Source organism: Micromonospora sp. NBC_00821 (assembly GCF_036347035.1).
GTDB classification, from domain to species: Bacteria; Actinomycetota; Actinomycetes; order Mycobacteriales; family Micromonosporaceae; genus Micromonospora; species Micromonospora hortensis.
Window position 1 is genome coordinate 4155793 of the sequence record NZ_CP108880.1, and the last position, 18311, is coordinate 4174103.

Below are 18311 nucleotides of genomic sequence, written 5' to 3' on the forward strand. Positions count from 1 at the left end.
CCCACGCCCGATCAGCTGGCGTAGACCTCCAGCGTCGACAGCTGCCCGGCCGGCCAGCCGGTGTTGCCGGTGACGGTGATCCGAACGTAGCGCGCCTGCGCAGCGCTGAACGTCAACGTCACCTGATTACCAGTAGCCGGATCGAACGTCCGCCCCGCCGATCCGACAAGCGTCGCGAAGCTCCCCCCATCAGCGCTCCCCTGCACGGCAAGCGTCTGCGTCCGGCTGCCCCAAGCCGACGACGGCGGCAGCTTCAGCACCACCCGCCCAACGGTCCGCGAGGAACCCAGGTCGACCTGCACCCACTGCGGGAACGCACTGTTGGCGCTCTCCCAGTAGCTGTTCGCGTCACCGTCCACCACGTTGCCCGACCCGTAACTCTGGACGTGGCTGCTCTCCGACGTGGGTCGGCCCCGGGCGAGGTCCGCGTTTGCGGCAGCGTCCGTGGTGGCGGTGACCGCCGAGGACGCGCCGGAGGTGTTGCCGGCGGCGTCGCGGGCGGTGACGGTGAAGGTGTACGCGGTGGACGGGCTGAGCCCGCTCACCGTCGCCGTGGTGCCGGTGACGGTGGCGACGACGGTGCCGCCCTGGCGTACCTGGTAGCCGGTCACCCCGGTGTCGTCGGTGGAGGCCGTCCACGCCAGGGACACGCTCGTCGAGGTCTTGCCGGTGACGGTGAGGCCGCTCGGGGTGGACGGCGGGCTGTCCGGGACGGTGGTGCCGGCGTACACCTCGACCTGGGCGAGTTGGGCGGCCGGCCAGCCGGTGTTGGCGCTGATGCTGAGGCGGACGTAGCGGGCCGTGGTGGTCGTCAGCGTGCGGGTGACGGTGTTGCCGGTGGCAGGGTCGAAGGCGAACGCGGAGGCCCCGGCAATGGTGGCGAAGGAGTTGCCGTCGACGCTGCCCTGGACGGTGATGGTCTGGGTGCGCGCGCCCCAGCCGGCGGGCAGCCGCACCACGAGTTTGTTGACCTGGTGGCTGGCGCCGAGGTCGACCTGCCACCAGTGCGGGAAGGAGCCGCCGCCGCTCTCCCAGTAGCTGCCGGCGTTCGAGTCCACGGCGTTCGACGCCGGGAACCCGCCGCCCTGGCTGCTCGCCGAGGTCTGTCGACCGGCGGCCAGGTTGCCGGTGACCGGTGGCGGGGTGCCGACCATCGGCGGGGTGGGGCGTACGGCGGTGAGCGCGAGTTGCCCCTTGAGCATCCGGCCGCCGTCGGCGGTGATCCGCAGGTAGTAGTCGGAGGAGCAGGCGACGCCGTCCTCGTCGAGGGCCCGGATGTTCGCGCCGGCCGGGGTGGTGGCCTGGGTTTCGGACGTCTTGGCGATCTGGTTGCCCTCGTTGTATTCGTCGAACATGGACACGTACAGGCCCTGGGAGCCGAGCCGGACCATGTTGTAGATGTGCCGCCAGTAGAAGTCGCCGTGCTTGCGGTGGCCCCCGGCGAGGTCGCCGGGCATCACGCAGGGCAGGTAGTCGATGCCGCGCGCCGCGCAGTCGGCCATGTCGCCGACGTTGACGTTGTTGTAGTACGAGTCCAGCTCCTCCACGGTCCTGGCCCGGTAGACCATCCAGGGCGAGATCGCGTGGAACGCGTGGTAGACGTCGAGGAAGCCGGGGCGGGAGTCCTCGATGCCCTGCCGCCACCAGGTCGGTACGCCACCGATGACGTAGCAGCCCTGGGCCTTGAACCAGTTGATGACCTCCAGGCAGGGGCCCGGGGTGAAGGGTCGGCTGGGCTCGCTGAAGCCGAAGCCCCAGATGCAGACGACCGGCTTGCCGTTCTGTCGGGCGTACGCGGAGGACGCGGTGTGCGCGGCCATCTTCGTCGTCCAGTCGGTCTTGATCTCCGATTGGAAGGTCAGCCAGTCGGTGACGTCGTACATGATGTAGAACTTGCGGTTGTGCCGCTCGGCGGCGGAGCGGACCTTCTGGGTCATCGCGTCGCGGGTGGGGCCCTCGTCGCCCATCGGGTTGAACCGTTGCAGCGCGGCGGTGTCGCAGCCGTTCTCCTGCATCCAGCGGAAGTGGGTGTCCACCGTCTGCTGGTCGTAGGAGGAGAAGAGGGTGGCCGGCTGGCCGTTGCCCAGGTTGGGGTAGGCGGTGGGGTAGGTGCGGGTGTACTCGCGCATGTCCGGCCAGGACACGATCGTGGTGTTGGCGGGCGAGGGCGGCTGGAACCGGTCGCGGCCCCAGTGCCACCATCCGCCGATCGGCGCCCCGTCGCCGGGTGCGCTGAACCAGCCCTGGTAGCCGACCGTCACCTTGCCGACCACGTCCCCGGGAGGACTGGCGGCCTGCGCGGGGCTGGACATGCTGGTGAGCAGCTCGGTGGTGGAGGCGGTGGCGAGGGCGGACCCGGCCAGCACCGATGTGACGAACCTGCGGCGGGAGACCGCCATGACGACCACTCCTTCGGGACGGAAGGCATTGACGGCCATCGTGGCAGCAGTGGATGCCGACCCGCAAGAGTTAGACTGATCAATGAAAATCCCGATCAGATGACGGGAATTACGCGCTGAGGCCTCAGCCGCTGACGGCGCGCTCCAACGCCCGCGCCGGGGACAGGATCTGGCTGCCGGCCTGGCGACGGCGGGCGTCGCGCACCGTCATCCGTACGCCCTCGGTGAAGCCGATCTTCGGGTACCACCCGAGCAACTCGCGCGCCTTCCTGGTGTCCAGCGCCATGTTGCGCACCTCGCCGGGCCAGGGCAACGGCTCGTAACGGGCCGCGTTGCCGACACCGGACGCCTCCCGGACGGTGTCGTACACCTCGTTGACGCTTGTCTGCCGACCCGAGGAGATGTTGACCATACCCACCCCGGGGTGGTGGCAGGCGACGGCGATCGCCTCGGCGACGTCGCTGACGTGGATGAAGTCCCGGGTCTGCGTGCCGTCGTCGTAGATCACCACCTGCCGGCCCCCGAGCAGCGCGTCGGCCATCAGGGACACCACGCCGCAGTCGCTGCCCTCCTGGCGGGGCCCGTAGACGTTGCCGAACACCATCGAGGTGTACGGCAGGCCGTGCTGACGCCCGTACCAGTCGAGGTAGTGCACGCCGGCGGCCTTGCTGACGCCGTACGGGCTCACCGGGGCGATCGGGTAGTCCTCGCGGACCGGCAGGTCGTGGGCGGGGACGCTGCCGAAGATGGCGCTGCTGGCCGCGTTGATCACCAGCCGTACGCCGCCGCGGGCGCAGGCGTCCAGCACGTTGACGGTGCCGAACACGTTCACGTCGGCGTCGTACAGGGGTGACCGCCGGGCCGCGGGAACGCTCGGCTGCGCGGCGAGGTGCACCACCACGTCCGGCTGCCACTGGTGGATGACATCGACGCCCTCCGGCGTACGGATGTCACCCGAGACGACGTCGGCCTCGGTCAGTCCGCCGTACGCGGCGTCGGCCAGGTTCTCGATCCGGCCGGTGGAGAAGTTGTCGAGCACCCGGACCTGGCTGCCCATCAGCATCAGCCGGGCGACCACGTGGCTGCCGATGAAGCCGGCGCCGCCGGTCACCAGCACGCGCCCGGGAATCAGGTCCGTCGGCGGGTCGACACCGGCGGCAACAACTGGCTGGTCCATGTGGAACTCCTTGGAACGACGGGGTTGTCGGCCCTCAGCGGCAACCGGACGACCGGGCACGACCGTAACCCACCAAATACCCACTAAAGGTGTGTTTCGCCCAACGGTCTGGGCTGAAATGCGACGTTCAAAGCAAGACGTCCTGTTTTTACCCATCCGGGACTATTGGGGCATTTGTGACTAGTAACTTACTCCCGGGGTTGCTCGTCCGCATGCCCTCGAAGCACCTGACGGAGGAGGAGGTCGGCGCGTTGAGAAAGACCCCGGGACCCGTGACCGCGGACTCAGCTCCGATGCCAGGCAACGACAGCGCGGCCCCGCACGACCTCGCCGAGGCACCGTGGTCCGAACCGCGAGAACGTCCGGAGATCCCGCTCCAGCTTCAGGAGTTGTTCGCCCATCAGGAGCAGGTCCGATCCGACCAGCACCGACGGCGGGCCCGCGTGGTGGTGCTCGAGGCGAACGACGCGACCACCACGCCCGACCGCCTCGACGAGGAGTTCGACGTGGCCGTCCGCCTCCCGGTGCCGGCCCGCGCCGAGGAACTCGCCAGGGTGCTGGCCACCGTCCGCCCTCGACTCCTGTTGCTCAAGCACTCCCTGGAGAGCATCGACGATCGCATCATCACCAGTTGCATGAGTGCCGGCGTCGAGATCATGGTGCTGGCCCGCCCCGTCTACGGTCTGCTGCGAGCACCGGCCATGGCGCGCTTCGGTGGGCTGCCGTGGATTCGGCTGGGATCGGGCGGCACCCGCCGACCCCGTGGCGAGCGGCTCAAGCGGTTCTTCGACCTCAGCGTGATCCTGCTCAGTGCCGTCGTGGTGATTCCGTTGATCGCGGTGATCGCCGCAGTGGTGTCGTTCACCGGCCCACCGTTCTACCTCCAGCAACGCGTCGGCACGGGTGGCCGACTGTTCCGGGTGGTCAAGTTCCGGACCATGCGGGTCGGCGCCGAGCAGACCACCGGCCCGGTCCTGGCCCTGCCGGACGACGTCCGGATCACCCGACTGGGGCGCTGGCTGCGACGGTCCCGGCTGGACGAGTTGCCCCAGCTCTGGAACGTGCTGCGCGGCGAGATGAGCCTCGTCGGGCCCCGCCCGGAACGACCGGAGTTCATCGCCGGCTTCGACCGGCTGCCCGACTACGACCTGCGGCACCTGATCCGGCCCGGACTGACCGGCATCGCACAGCTCACCGGCGGATACGCGGCCACCGTCGAGGACAAGCTCCGGTGTGACCTGCTCTACCTCAACTGCCGCTCCATGCGGGTCGACCTCACCCTGCTCCTGCTGACAGTGGTCGAACTGTTCCGGGGGTTCCCCCGTGGCTAGTGCGGCCCACGCGGTCGAAACCCGGGTCACCCGCAACACGGCCAGCATGCTGGCCGCGCGGGTGATCATGGCGGTGTCCGGGCTGGTCTCGGTGCCGGTCATCTACCAACGGCTCGGGCCGCGGGAGTTCGGGATCTGGGTAGTGCTCGCCGGTCTGCTGGCGATGGCCGCCCTGATCGACCTCGGACTCGGCTCCGCACTGGTCCGCGAGGTCGCCCGAGCCGAGAGCGCGGCCGACCGGGACCTGGTACGTCGGCTGCTCGGGCTGGGGCTGGGCTGGGCAGTGCTGCTGGGCTTGCTCACCCTCGGGGCGCTCGGCGCCGGCTGGCCGTGGCTCGTCGGGCTGCTACGCCTCGGTGACCTGGCCGACGAGGCGTGGCAGGCCACCGTGTGGCTCGTCGTCGGCCTGGTGGCCGGCGCCGTGGAACTGCCGTGGCGGGCCGTGCTCGAAGGCGGCCAACGGTACGGGTCGCTCGCCGCGATCAGCGCCGGCACGGCGATCCTCGCGGCCGCCCTCGCCATCCTGGTGGTACGCCTCGGCGGCGGCCTGGTGGCGTTGGCCGCCTCGGCCGCCGCGACCGGGGCGATCCGCACCCTCCTGCTCGCCGCGACGACCCACCGCCAGTGCCCGGACCTGTCCCCCCGATGGGGTCGAACGGACCTGGCCGACATCCGCCGGATCGGCGGCTACGGCCTGCGGGTGCAGGTCTCCAGCGGCGCCGGCATGGTCAACGTGGAGCTCGACCGCCTCGTCCTCGGTGGCGCCTTCGGCCCCGCCGTGGCCGGCGGTTTCGACCTGGGCAGTCGCCTGCTCAACCTGCTCCGTCTGCCCCCGGGTTTCGCCCTCGTCGTGCTGTTCCCCGCGGCGGTCGCCCGCACGGTTTCCCGGGGCACCGGTTGGCTGGACCGGTTCTACCTGGCCGCCACCCGGTACCTCGCGCTGTTCCTGGCCCCGGCCACCGCGGCGCTGATGGTCAGCGCCGATCCGCTGGTCCGGCTCTGGCTGGGCCACCAGGTCCCCTGGGCGGCGGCGAACATCATGATCCTCGCGCCCGCGTACGCCCTCAACCTGATCACCGGGGCGGCGACGATCGCCGCCCGCGCCGAGGGCAGGCCCGGGTTGGAAACGCGCTACGTGCTGCTCTCCGTCGTCCTCAATCTGGCCCTCACCGTGCCGATGCTGCTGCTCTGCGGGCCGCTCGGCGTACCCCTGTCGACGGCGCTGGCGGTGGTGCTCAGCACCGGGTACTTCCTTGTCTACTTCCACACCGCCACGGCCCGGCCGCTGGCCCCGCTGGTGCGGGCGATCTGGCCGCCGCTCGCCGCCGCCGTCGCGGCCGGGTTGGTCGCGGCGGCGGCCAGTCAGTTCCTGCCGGACGGCCCGGGACGACTCGACGCCGCCCTCGCGGTGTCATCCCGGGCGGGTCTGACCCTGCTCGTCGCCGGCACGCTGCTCATCGCCGGCGGACACCTGGGCGCGAGCGACCGGATGCGGCTGCACCGGCTGCTGCGCGCGCCGACGGCCGTGCTGTCGCCGAGCACTGGCGGTCCGCGATGAGCGTCGAGCACCGCACCGCGCGGTGCGTGCTGTGTGGGCCACGGCAGGCCCACCTGCCCCGACTCGGCGGGCTGCTGCGCCGCTGCGAAGGCTGCGGCTTCAGCTGGACCGCGCAGGAGCAGGCCGCCGAGGACGGACGCTACGACGAGGACTACTTCGCCGAGGGCGGCTACGACGACTACTTCCGGGCCGCGCCACGCCGGTTCGAGGCACGGCGGCGGCTGCGCTGGCTGCTCTCCACAGTCCGCCCCACGGTGCTGCTCGAAGCCGGTCCCGCCGGGGGCTACTTCCTCGAAGCCGCCCACCGCGCCGGGATCATCGCCAGCGGCATCGAGGTCAGCCACGCCGCCGCCGCCTTCGCCCGCGACCACCTCCACATGCCCGTACGCCAGGGTCACTTCGAAACCATCGCACCCACACTCACCGCCGACGTCGTCTGTGCCTTCCACGTCCTCGAACACGTCGAAGACCCCCGCGCCTTCCTGCACGCCGCGCACACCGCCCTCACCCCCGGCGGCTGGCTCGCCCTCGAAGTACCCAACATCGCCTCCGCCGCCGCCCACCGACTCGGCACCGACTGGCCGGGCCTGCAACCGCGCTACCACCGCTGGCACTTCACCCCCGACACCCTGGTCCGGCTGGTGACCGACCTCGGCTTCGAGGTGGTCCGGCAGGACACCACTGTCTTCCGCTACTACATGCCGCTCGCCTACCGACTGCGGCACGCACGACATCTACTCCCCGCCGACGTGCTCGGGCTCCGCTCACCGCGGCTGACCCACCCACGCCTCGGCGACCTACTCCGGGTGATCGCCCGGGCGCCACGAACCGGACGGAGCACCTGATGAAACTCGATGGGATCGAGCTGGTCCGCTGCCAGCTCTGCGGCCGCGCCGGTGGGCACTCGCCGACCCTCGGCGAGCTGCTGTGGAGCTGCCCGGACTGCGGCTTCGTCTGGACCGCTGGCAGCGCCCCGGCCCCGGAGGAGCTGTACGACGAGGCCTACTACACGACGGACGGCTACCAGGACTACTTCGCCTCCGCCGGTCAGCGCCGGTTCGAAGCGAGCCGCCGGTTGCGCTGGCTGCTGTCCGGCGTCCACCCCACAGTCCTGCTGGAAGCCGGCTGCGCCGGAGGTTACTTCCTCGAAGCCGCCCACCAGGCCGGCATCACCGCCAGCGGCATCGAGGTCAGCCACGCCGCCGCCAGCTTCGCCCGCGACCACCTCCACATGCCCGTACGCCAGGGTTACTTCGAAACCATCGCACCCACACTCACCGCCGACGTCGTCTGCGCCTTCCACGTCCTCGAACACGTCGAAGACCCCCGCGCCTTCCTCCGCGCCGCGCACACCGCCCTCACCCCCGGCGGCTGGCTCGCCCTCGAAGTACCCAACATCGCCTCCGCCGCCGCCAACCGACTCGGCACCGACTGGCCCGCCATCGCTCCCGCGTACCACCGCTGGCACTTCACGCCCGACACACTGAGTCGGATGCTTGTGGAGTCCGGGTTCCGGGTGATCTCCCACGACACGGTCTTCTCCCGGTTCTACTGGCAGCCGGCGGCACGGCTGCGCAACGCCCGCGATCTGCTGGTCGCCGACGTCGCCGCCAGCCGCTCACCCCGGGTGACGCACCCGCGACTCGGCGACCTGCTGCGGATCTTCGCCCGGCGCGACGACCGGGCGGTGGCCTGATGGGCACCCCGCTGCTGTCGGTGCTGCTGGTCAGCTGGAACACCCGCGAGCAGACCCGGCAGTGCCTGGAGTCGCTGGCGTCGACAGTCGACCCCGACCTGGACTACGAGGTGGTGGCCGTCGACAACGGCTCGTCCGACGGCTCGGCGGACATGCTCGCCGACCAACCCCGGGTCCGGCTGATCCGCAACAACCACAACACCGGGTTCGCCGCCGCCGTGAACCAGGCGTACCGCCGGGCGAACGGGCAGTTGATCCTGCTGCTCAACAGCGACATCCGGTTCCACCCGGGCGCGCTGTCGCGGATGGTCGAGCACCTGCGGGAGCGGCCGGACGTGGCCGGGGTCAGCCCGCTGTACCTCAACCCGGACGGCACCTTCCAGCAGCACTACGTCCAACAGCCCAGCTTCACCGCCACCATCGCGCTGGTGACCGCGCTGCGCCGGCTGCCCGGGTTCCGCCAGGCGCTGCACCGGTTCCAGATGCGCGGCGAGGACTTCAGCCGGCCCCGGCAACTCGCCTCGGGCAGCTGCATGCTGCTGCGCCGCGCGGTGCTCGGACAGCAGACCATCTTCGACGAGACGTTCCCCGTCTACTGGAACGACGCGGTCCTCGCGCGGCAGCTCGACCAGGCCGGGCACCAGCTGTGGATGCTCCCGGACGCCGTGGTGACGCACAGCCGGGGCGCGTCCTGTCGGCTGCTCGGGCCGACCATCCGCTTCCGACACCTGCTGGGCAGCCTGGTCGGGTATCTGCGGCTGACCCAGCCCCGGTACCGGTTGCCGGTGTTCCGGGCCGCGCTGATCGCCGATCACCTGGTCAAGCGGCTCTTCGGTCGGTCCGTACAGCTGGGCCTGGGCGACCTGCTCGCCGCGCTGCGCGGCGACGTCGGCCCGCTGCCCGACGGTGACACCCGCGACTGGGTGGTGCTGTTCAGCCGGACCCGCTGGTCCGTCGACGGGCATTCGACGGTGCTGGGGCAGTTGGCGCCCGGGCAACGGCTGCTCTTCGTCGACCCGCCGGGACGTCGGCCGCGCTGGCGGTGCGAGGTGACCCCGATCGGTTCGGCGGCCTGGCACGCCGTCGCGCCGACAGCGCTACCGCTGGGTGGTGCGGTGCCGCTTGTCAACTGGATCAACCGGCGGATCGCGGCCGGTGCGCTGCGTGGCTGGCTGGACCGACACGCCGGCGCCCGCCTGCTGCGACTCGACGACGAGCGCGCCCGCCCGGTGCTCGGCCGCCTCGGCGAGGACGAGTTGCTACCCGCCGGAGCGCCACGTCCGATGGAACGGTCGGGCCGTGGCTGAGCACACCACCACCCTGCAACCGGCGGCCGCAGCGGTCGTGACGCCCGCCGACGACAGCGACTGGGTGGTCATCTTCAGCGGCACACCGTGGGAGAACGGCGCCCACCGGCAACACGCGCTGGCCCGCGAGCTGACCGTCGACCACCGGGTGCTCTTCGTCGACCCGGCCGGGCACCTCCCGCGCTGGCGGGTCCAGGTTCGGCAGGTGGCCGACGGTCTGTGGCAGTGCGCCGCGCCGACGCTGCTGCCGTTCGGCCGGCACCTGCCCCCGGTCAACCGGGTCAACCGCTGGCTCGCCGCGCGGGTGCTGCGCCGCTGGTTCCAGCGGCGGGCGGCATCCGTACGACTGCTCTGGCTGGACGAGGACCTGGCCGCGCCGGTGGCCGCCCGGCTGGGCGCGTCCGCCGTCGTCTACGACGCCACCGACCTGGACTGGACGTTCACCCGGCCCTGGAACCGTTGGCACCTGCGCCGCGCGCTGCGCTCCGCCGTCGGCGCCGCCGACCTCGTCCTCGCCTCCTCCACCGCGCTACCCGACCGGATGCCCGCCTCCGACCCGGCACCGGTGGTGCTGGCCAACGGATGCGACCCGCACCGCTTCTCGCCGGACGGCCCGGTCGCGCCCTGGCTGCTCAGCCTGCGCCGACCACTGATCGGCTACAGCGGGGCGGTCGACACCCGGGCCTTCGACGCGGACCTGGTCGCCACTGTGGCGCGCGCCCATCCGGAGTGGACGTTCGTGTTGATCGGTCCGTCCACCCGGGCCGGCCGTGCCCCGCTCGCCGGACTGTCCAACGTGGTGCTTGTCGACGCCGTCCGCTTCGCAGACGTGCCAGGCATCCTGCGGGCCTGCGACGTCACCATCATCCCCTACCGGGTGGGCGGGCTGATCGACTACGTGCACCCGAAGAAGTGCTTCGAGTATCTGGCCCTCGGTAAACCCGTCGTCGCGACGCCGCTGCCGGCGCTGCAGGCACTGGGCGACACCATCGCCCTCGCCGCCGACCCGGCGAGCTTCGCCGCGGCGCTGGCCGACGCGCTGGACCGCGCCGACGCGCCCGACGACGCCGCCCGACGCCGGGAGGTCGCCGCCCGCAACAGCTGGTCGGCACGGGGCGTCCAGCTGCGTTCCCTGTTGGCGGGGTTGCCGCGATGAGAGTGCCGATCGTCGCGCCCGGTGTGGTGCTCGCCGGCGCCGCGCTGGGCGGTGTGGTGACAGTGGTGACCCTGCTGCCCGGGCCGGTCGGCCTGGCCGCCGCCATCGGAGTGCTGTGTTTCGGCGCGTTCCTGCTCTGGCCCTGGGCCGTCCTGCCGGTTGGCATCATCGGCGGCGCCGTTGTCGGTGCCCTGCTCAGCGGCGGCGACGTGCGCGGTTACATCGCGGTGAAGGTGCTGCTGTTGGCCGCCGGCGGCGCCGCGCTGGCCGCCCGCCACTGGCTCGGGGCGGAGCGGGGCATCCGGCGCACCGCCGCCGACGTGGGAATGCTGGTCCTGGTCGGGTTGACAGTCGTGGCGGCCACCTACGGCCTGGCCGTCGGCAACCTCCCGGCGGAGGTGCTGGTCGCCGCGTACCAGGTGGCCACGATCCCGGTGTACTTCTTCGTCGCCACCCACACCCTCACCACGCCGCGTCGGATCCTGGCCGCCGGCATCCTGTACGTGGTGCTGGCGGGGGTCTTCACCGCCATTTCGGTGGCGGCACCGGGGCGGCACGGCGGGCTCATCACCCTCATGGCCATCCCCGCGCTGATCTGGATCGCCGGTCGGGTGCGGGGTTGGCGTCGGGCCGGCGCCCTCCTGCTCGGCGGCTTCTTCGCCGTCGACGTGCTCCTCGCGTCGTACCGGGGGATCTGGCTCGCCGCGGCGCTGACCGGGCTGATCATGCTGGTCCGCGGCGGCCGCACGGTCCGGACCGGCCTGGCCGCCACCGCCGCCACGGCGGTCGCTGTCGCCGCGATCCTCGCCCTGCAGCCAGGGGTACGGGAGCGGGCCACGGAGATCACCAAGGGGTTCCAGCAGTCCGCCGGTTACCGGGGGGTGGAGTCCGAGGTGGGTCTGGGCGTCTTCGCCGACCAGCCGCTGGTCGGGGCCGGCCTCGGACAGACCACGCCGGACATCTACCTGTCCGGCTTCACCTTCACCGACGTCGGGCCGGTGTACCACGCCTTCTACGTCACAGTCCTTGCCAACCTCGGGCTGGTCGGGCTCCTGCTGGTCCTCTGGCCGATCCTGCGCAGCATCCGCGTCGGCCTGCGCAGTCGGGACGGGATCACGCTGCCGTTCGCGGCGTTGTCCTGCGGTTTCCTGGCCGCCGCCCTCTTCGCGGCGCCCACCGACGGGCACTGGGAGCTGGGCCTGCTGCCGGCGCTGACCCTCCTCACGGCACACCACGAGGGGGCGCGGCTACGGCGACCCGCCCGGCCACCGCTGCTGCGCGGCGCCCTGACCCGAACGGGTGTGGCGGCATGAGCGCGGCCGACGCCACCGCAGTGGTGGTCACCCACAACTCGGCGGGACAGATCGTCGCCGCCCTGACCGCGCTGCGGCAGGCGCGGGTGCCGGTGCGGTTGGTGGACAACGCCTCCACCGACGGCACCGTCGACCTCGTCCGAAGCCGGTTCCCGGAGGTGACGGTCCTCGCCAGCCCCACCAACACCGGATTCGCCACCGCCGTGAACCGGGCCGCGGCCGGGGTCGACACCGACGTCGTGCTCCTGGTCAACCCGGACTGCGTGGTCACCCCCGGCGCGGTGGCGGAACTGGTCCGGGTGCTGCGCGACCGACCGTCGGTGGGCATCGCGGGGCCACGGCTCACCGACGCGCACGGCCGGGTCGCGATCAGCGCCCACCGGTTCGAATCCCTCGGCACGGTGCTGGCCAGCCGGTTCGGTGGGTCGCTGGTGCCGGTGTCGCTACGACGGCTGCTCAGCGGCCGGCAGCGCCGGGCCGCGTACGACGCCTGTGTGCGCGGGGCGCAGCCGGTGGCAGTGGACTGGCTCTCCGGTGCCTGCCTGGCGGTGCGCCGCGAGCTGTTCGTGGCGATCGGCGGCCTCGACGAGGGCTACTTCCTGTACTACGAGGACGAGGAGCTGTGCCTCCAGGCGGCCCGGCGCGGCGCCGAGGTGCTGTACGTGCCCTCGGTGACCGCCGTGCACACCGGCGGGGCGAGCAGCTCCGACCCGGCCTGGATCTGGCCTCACCTGTACCGCAGCATGCTGCGGTTCTTCGCCCGCCACCGCGCCGGCACCCTGCGCGCGGTACGCGGCGTGGTGCTCCTGCGCGCACTGATCGGTATCGGACTGGCCGGGGCGCGAATGCCAGTGCAACCCCGGGCCGGGAAGGCCCGGCTGCGGGCCTGGACCCGCGTCGGCCGGATCGCGGTCACCCGACCTGAAACGAGAGGAGGAGCGTGATGCACGTCCTGACAACTGTCGTCGGCAAGCGCACCGAACACTGGACGGACCTGTTCGACGTTCTGTGCGAACAGCCGGACGTCACCCTCACCGTGCTCGCCGCGGACGTGTCCCCGGGGACCCGCCGCGAATTGGCCCGGCTGGCCCGTCGACACCACCGGCTGCGGTACCACGTCGTTCCGCACCTGCTCGGCGAGTCGTTGACCGGGCACATGGCCTCGGTGCTGTTCCGGTTGCCCGGCCAGCACGACGTGACCACCGCCCGCCCGGACATCCTGCACGTCATCGGCGAGGCCGCGTACCTCACCACCTGGCAGGCGCTGCGGCTGCGTCAACGCTGCTGGGCCGGGGTGCCCACCACGTTGTACGCCGCGCAGAACGTGGTCACCCGCTTTCCGGTGCCGTTCCCCCGGATCGAGCGACAGTCCTACCTGTCCGTCGACCACGCCTTCCCGATCACACCCGCGGCGCTGAACGTTCTGCGGATCAAGGGCTACCGGGGCCCGGCCACCATCGTGCCGCTCGGCGTGGACACCCGGACGTTCCAACCACTGCCCACCGATCCGGCCGCGCGCCCGTTCACCGTCGGGTTCGTCGGACGGCTCGAGCCGCACAAGGGCGTGGTCGACCTGTTGCGCGCCGCCGAGCTGATCGACTGCGACGTGTCGCTGGTCGGTGACGGCAGCCTCAGCGCCGAGATCGAGCGGGCCGCCGCGCGCCGACCGGGCCGGGTGCACCGGCACGGCTGGGCCGGGCACGCCGAACTGCCCACGCTGCTCAACGACATGGACGTGTTGGCGATGCCGTCGGTCGAGGTGGTGCAGCGCAACACCCTGCCGTGGATCGGCATCCCGCTGCGCGAGCAGTTCGGCCGGGTGCTGGTCGAGGCGATGGCGTGTGGCGTACCCGTGGTGGGCAGCGACGTCGGCGAAATCCCCTACGTGGTGGGCGACGCCGGTCTCGTCTTTCCGGCCGGCGACGTCACCGCGCTCGCCGCCCGCCTCGCGCGGCTGCGCGACGACCCGGCGCTCGCCGGGCAGTTGGCCAACAGGGGGTTGGCCCGTGCCGGCGCCGAGTTCGGCTGGGACCGGATCGCCGAGACCCTCTGCACGACCTGGCGCGGGCTGCGGTCCCCGGCCCGGTCCCTCCGCACATCGCCCGCCGAGGCCGGGCACCCAACCAGAGAGGCGATCGCCTGATGAGCGCGTCGATAGATGTCAAAGGTCTGCTCGGTGCCTCCTGGCGCCGGGTGGGCGTACCGCTGCTCGGCCTGTGCGCGGGCCTGGCCGCCGCGCAGGGAGTGACACAGTTCCTCCCGGCGCGTTACGAGGCGGAAGCCTCCGTGCTGGTCAGCGCCGAGCAGACCGACGAGGACAGACCTGCCGATCTGGCCCTCGCCCAGAACCTCACGCCCACCATCGCCCGACTGGTCGGGTCGCGGGAGGTCGCGCTGGAGGCGGCGCGTTCGCTGCAGCTGCCCGAGCGGGCGGTGCTCGGTCACGTCAGCGGCGAGTACGAACTCGGCCTCCAGATCATCACCGTGCACGCGAGCGCCAGCACCGGTACGCAGGCCGCCGCGATCGCGAACGCCGCTTCCCGCGCCGTCAGTCAGCAGTTGGGCCGGCTGGACATGGGCGGTTCCACGAGCATCAACGCGCGGGTTCTCGACACCGCCAGCCCGCCGGCCCGGCCGGCCTTCCCGAAGCCGCTGCTCAACGGCGTGCTCGGGGCCCTGGCCGGGCTGCTGGCCGGTTGGGGCGCGACCATCCTGCGCGACCGGTTCGACAGCCGGCTGCGCGACATCGGCCAGATCGAGGCACGCCTGGGCCTGCCGGTGATCGGGGTGTTGCCGAAGCTGCCGCGCCGCTTCGCCCGCCATCACGCCGCCGCGTTGTACGGCCGCACCAACGTCGCCGACGCGGTACGTGCCACGATCTCGACGCTGAGTGTGCTCACCGCTCCCCTGCCCCGCCGGCGAATCCTGGTCACCAGCGCACACGACGACGACGGCAAGGCGTTGGTGACCGCCCTGCTCGGTCTCGGCATGGCCGACGAACACTGTCGGGCCACACTGGTGGACGGGGCGGTACGGGACCCGGTGCTGTCGGGCCACTTCCCGGAGGCGCCGCACACCTGGCAGCAGGTGCTGGCCCAGAAGTGCCCGCCGGTGCGCCTGGTCGACTTCCCCACCCTGACCGTGCTGCCGGCCGAGCCTCGCGAGGGCGCCGACACGGAGGCCCTGCACGAGCTGGGCGGGCTGCTCAACGTGCTGGGCGAGGACGAGGACTGTGTGATCGTCCACGCGCCGCCGATCCTGGCCGGACGGGAGATCTCGGCGTTCGCCCAGCACGCGGACGGCGTGCTGCTTGTCGTCCGCGCCGGCAGGACGAACCTGGACGACAGCACCCGGGCGGCCCGGCTCGTGCAACAGCTCGGGCTGCCGCTGGCCGGTGTCGTGGTGATCGGGGCGGTGCCCCGCACTGACCACCGGCCGAGCAGCGAGCAACCGGCCCTGGTGCCGGGCGCGACCCAGGATGCCCTGGCGCTGCCGGCGACGAAGGCGGGCGCCCAGGGCGCGGTCATCCGTGAGCTGGTCAGCGCCCTGGTCGAGGACAAGTCCGGACCACCCGGACGGCACCGCCGACAGAGCTCGGGTGAGTCGGCCCCGGCCGGCAGGACCGTCGAGGGTAGGACGGTCGAGGGCACGACGGTCGACCGCAAGCCCGTCGACCGCAAGCCGGTCGGCAGTGCGACGGCCGAGAGCGCGACGGCCGAGCGTCAGCCGGTCGAGAGCACGACGGCCGGGCGCACCGCGTACGGCAGCGTGGCGTCCACGGAGCCGCCGGCCGGACCGACCCGGATCGAGGATGCCATCACCCAGCCGAATCCGGTGGTGACCGATGTCCCGGACCAGCCCGAGCAGGTGCCGACGCGCACCGCCCAGCCCGAGCCCGCGGCTCCGGCCTGGGGCGGCGGTCCCGCCGTGGCGGCTGTTCTCGGCCGACCGTTGGCCCGACCCGAGACGGTCTGGCGGTCGCCGGTGGCGGAGGCGGCGCCACCGGAGCCTTCCCCGGACACCCCGGTTGCCCACCTGACGGACCACTGGCCGGTCTTCGGGCAGGAGTTGCTGACCGCCGGGCGGCCGAGTGCGGAACACCCCTCCACCGGGCCCATCGTGCTGCGACGGGCGGTAGCCGTCGGCGACGCCGAACGCCGGGGCTGACGACGGACGGAGCGACGGTCGGCGGCCCGCCCACGACAGGCGGCCCGCCCAGCTGGCCACGAACGACACTGACAAGGAGATAGGCCGATGAGTGAGATGTTGATACCCACACAGGCGTCCGAGCCGTCGCTGGACGACCCCCGCGCCCTCTACTGCGATCTGCTCAAGAAGGCACTGACCCGCTACGTCTTCCGCGAGACGTGGATGCCCTACCACCCACGCCAAGGGTCCCTGCACGGCCGGATCCTCCAGCGCGGCCGGCACCTGCTGCAACGTAAGGGCCTGGAGCTGGTGCTCCAGTTCCCCTTCGACGCGGAGGCGCGGGCCACCGGCCGGGACTGGCCACCGGAGGCCGAGACCATGATCGGGCTACGGCGGCTGGACAACCTGGAGCGATGCGTCAAGGACGTGTTGGAGCGGGGCGTGCCCGGTGACCTGATCGAGACCGGTGTGTGGCGCGGCGGGGCGGTCATCTTCATGCGCGGGATGCTGCGCGCCTACGGCGACCGGGACCGGACGGTGTGGGTAGCGGACTCGTTCCGCGGCCTACCGAAGCCGGCTCCCCACCGGGTCGAGGACGTCGAGGACGCGCTCTGGCAGGTGCCGTTCCTGGCGGTGTCGTTGGAGCAGGTTAAGGCGAACTTCGAGCGCTACGGGCTGCTCGACGACCAGGTCCGGTTCCTCAAGGGCTGGTTCTCGGACACCCTGCCGACCGCGCCGGTGGAACGGATCTCGGTCATGCGTCTCGACGGGGACCTCTACGACTCGACGATGGTGGCGCTGCGCTCGCTCTACCCGAAGCTCTCCGTCGGAGGCTACGTGATCATCGACGACTACCACGCGGTGCGCGGCTGCAAGCAGGCCGTCGACGACTTCCGCGCCGAGCACGGCATCGAGGACGAGCTGCACCAGGTGGACTGGACCTGCCGCTACTGGCGGCGGTCGCGCTAGACCTGGGCCGACAGTGACGGCGGGTGGGAGGTCTCAGGACCTCCCACCCGCCGTCTTCGTACCAGTGCTCAGTTGGCCGGTGGCGTCTGCGGGTTGGCCGCTACCCACTGCGCCACCCGGTCCTCGCGCAGGGCGGCGAAGAGCGCCGGGGCCCGGACCTCGTCCAGGCGTACGGCGGACCCGGCCGGGGTCTGCAGGTTCGCGTCGCTGAACGGGACTGTGACGAACTGGACCGTCTCCGGCTTCACCTTGCGCAGCACGAGGGCGAGGTCGGTGAGGTTCAGGTCGCGGTCGACGACAAGAGATTCGGCGGCGGTGGTGAGCACCCGGTCGAGTCGGGTCGGGCTGGTGAGCAGATTCGTCGCGGTGACCCGCTCGGCCAGGGCGCGTACCACGAGCTGCTGGTCGTAGATGCGGCCGAAGTCTCCGCCGGGCACACCGTGCCGCTGCCGCATCAGGTCGTCGGCCGCCTTGCCGTCCAGGTCGTGGCAGCCGGCGGGCCAGGTGGCGCCGGTGTCCGAGGACTTGACGGTGTACGGCAGGCACACGTTGATCCCCTCCACCGCGTCCACCAGCTTGCGGACGGCGGCGAAGTTGGCCACCAGCACGCCGTCGAGTGGCAGCCCGGTGAGCGTGGCGACCGTCTCGGCGGCCAGCGCGGCCCCGCCGAACGCGAACGCGGCATTGATCTTGTTGGGACCACCGGACCAGGTCTGCCCCGCCGCGGGCACGTCGACGTAACTGTCCCGGGGGATGGAGACGACGGTGGCGGCCTCCCGCGCGGCGTTGACGTGCACCAGCATGATGGTGTCCGACCGCTGCCCGGGGTAGAGAGCCTGGTCCGGCTCGCCGTCGCGGGAGTCCGACCCGAGCAGCAGGAGATTGAGCGGCCCCGACTCCCACCGGCGGTCGTCGTGGGTGCCCTGACCGAGGATGTCCTCGCGCTGCACGCGGCTCTCGTACCTGTGCTTCAGGCCGAAGCCGACGGTGACGAGGCCCGCGCAGAGCACGCCGAACATCAGGAGCAGGGCGAGGCCCGCCTTCTTCCAGCCGGCCATCGCCCGCCACCTCGACGGCGCCGGCGTGAGCGTGCGGCCGGGGATACCGGTCACCATCTTTACCACCTCTGCACGAACTCTCGGGACGCTGAACCTGTTGCGGGGCAAGGGATGTAGCCGTTCGAGTCACCCGCCTGCCCACTCATGAAGCATTTAATCACTCTTTAGGGTCTCTATGCCGCTTTATCCTCTTTGCCC

At 71.8% G+C, this 18311-nt stretch carries 14 protein-coding genes; 11 read left to right on the forward strand and 3 right to left on the reverse strand.

What is annotated here, in order from left to right:
- Positions 1-11 precede the first annotated feature (11 nt).
- Both OHB44_RS19155 and OHB44_RS19160 read right to left on the reverse strand, forming a co-directional pair.
- Positions 12-2399 carry a galactose-binding domain-containing protein gene (locus tag OHB44_RS19155; RefSeq protein WP_330437750.1) on the reverse strand — a complete coding sequence of 796 codons (2388 nt, stop codon included), beginning with the start codon at positions 2397-2399 and terminating at the stop codon, positions 12-14.
- 124 nt (positions 2400-2523) lie between these two features.
- Complete coding sequence (locus OHB44_RS19160; protein ID WP_266302282.1) at positions 2524-3576, reverse strand: GDP-mannose 4,6-dehydratase; 1053 nt, start codon at positions 3574-3576, stop codon at positions 2524-2526.
- Positions 3577-3869: 293 nt separating this feature from the next.
- Here OHB44_RS19160 and OHB44_RS19165 point away from each other — a divergent pair, with 293 nt between their 5' ends.
- The 11 genes from OHB44_RS19165 to OHB44_RS19215 all read left to right on the forward strand — a co-directional run bounded on the left by OHB44_RS19165 (position 3870) and on the right by OHB44_RS19215 (position 17055).
- Positions 3870-4907, forward strand: a complete 1038-nt coding sequence (locus tag OHB44_RS19165; protein WP_330437751.1) for a sugar transferase — start codon at positions 3870-3872, stop codon at positions 4905-4907.
- Entirely contained in the window at positions 4900-6465 is a 1566-nt protein-coding gene (locus OHB44_RS19170; protein ID WP_330437752.1) for a lipopolysaccharide biosynthesis protein, read from the forward strand. Before OHB44_RS19165 ends, OHB44_RS19170 begins: the two co-directional genes overlap by 8 nt.
- Complete coding sequence (locus OHB44_RS19175) at positions 6462-7310, forward strand: class I SAM-dependent methyltransferase (RefSeq protein ID WP_330437753.1); 849 nt, start codon at positions 6462-6464, stop codon at positions 7308-7310. Before OHB44_RS19170 ends, OHB44_RS19175 begins: the two co-directional genes overlap by 4 nt.
- Complete coding sequence (locus OHB44_RS19180) at positions 7310-8161, forward strand: class I SAM-dependent methyltransferase (protein ID WP_238682437.1); 852 nt, start codon at positions 7310-7312, stop codon at positions 8159-8161. Before OHB44_RS19175 ends, OHB44_RS19180 begins: the two co-directional genes overlap by 1 nt.
- Positions 8161-9468 (forward strand): glycosyltransferase family 2 protein, encoded by a 1308-nt coding sequence (locus OHB44_RS19185; protein ID WP_238682438.1) that lies wholly within the window; start codon positions 8161-8163, stop codon positions 9466-9468. Before OHB44_RS19180 ends, OHB44_RS19185 begins: the two co-directional genes overlap by 1 nt.
- Positions 9461-10624 (forward strand): glycosyltransferase, encoded by a 1164-nt coding sequence (locus OHB44_RS19190; RefSeq protein WP_330437754.1) that lies wholly within the window; start codon positions 9461-9463, stop codon positions 10622-10624. The genes OHB44_RS19185 and OHB44_RS19190 overlap by 8 nt, the downstream gene beginning before the upstream one ends.
- Positions 10621-11937, forward strand: coding sequence for an O-antigen ligase family protein (locus OHB44_RS19195; RefSeq protein WP_330437755.1), 1317 nt, complete (start codon positions 10621-10623; stop codon positions 11935-11937). The genes OHB44_RS19190 and OHB44_RS19195 overlap by 4 nt, the downstream gene beginning before the upstream one ends.
- Complete coding sequence (locus OHB44_RS19200) at positions 11934-12881, forward strand: glycosyltransferase family 2 protein (RefSeq protein WP_238682441.1); 948 nt, start codon at positions 11934-11936, stop codon at positions 12879-12881. Before OHB44_RS19195 ends, OHB44_RS19200 begins: the two co-directional genes overlap by 4 nt.
- A complete protein-coding gene (locus OHB44_RS19205; RefSeq protein WP_330437756.1) occupies positions 12881-14080 on the forward strand; it encodes a glycosyltransferase family 4 protein in 1200 nt (399 codons plus the stop codon). Before OHB44_RS19200 ends, OHB44_RS19205 begins: the two co-directional genes overlap by 1 nt.
- Positions 14080-16104: a hypothetical protein gene (locus tag OHB44_RS19210; protein ID WP_330437757.1), complete on the forward strand. Its 2025-nt coding sequence runs from the start codon at positions 14080-14082 to the stop codon at positions 16102-16104. Before OHB44_RS19205 ends, OHB44_RS19210 begins: the two co-directional genes overlap by 1 nt.
- Before the next feature lie 87 nt (positions 16105-16191).
- Entirely contained in the window at positions 16192-17055 is an 864-nt protein-coding gene (locus OHB44_RS19215) for a TylF/MycF family methyltransferase (RefSeq protein ID WP_238682444.1), read from the forward strand.
- Between the two features lie 68 nt (positions 17056-17123).
- Here the strand turns inward: OHB44_RS19215 and OHB44_RS19220 are convergent, their stop codons facing one another.
- Positions 17124-18170: an LCP family protein gene (locus OHB44_RS19220; protein ID WP_330437758.1), complete on the reverse strand. Its 1047-nt coding sequence runs from the start codon at positions 18168-18170 to the stop codon at positions 17124-17126.
- Between the last annotated feature and the right edge of the window lie 141 nt (positions 18171-18311).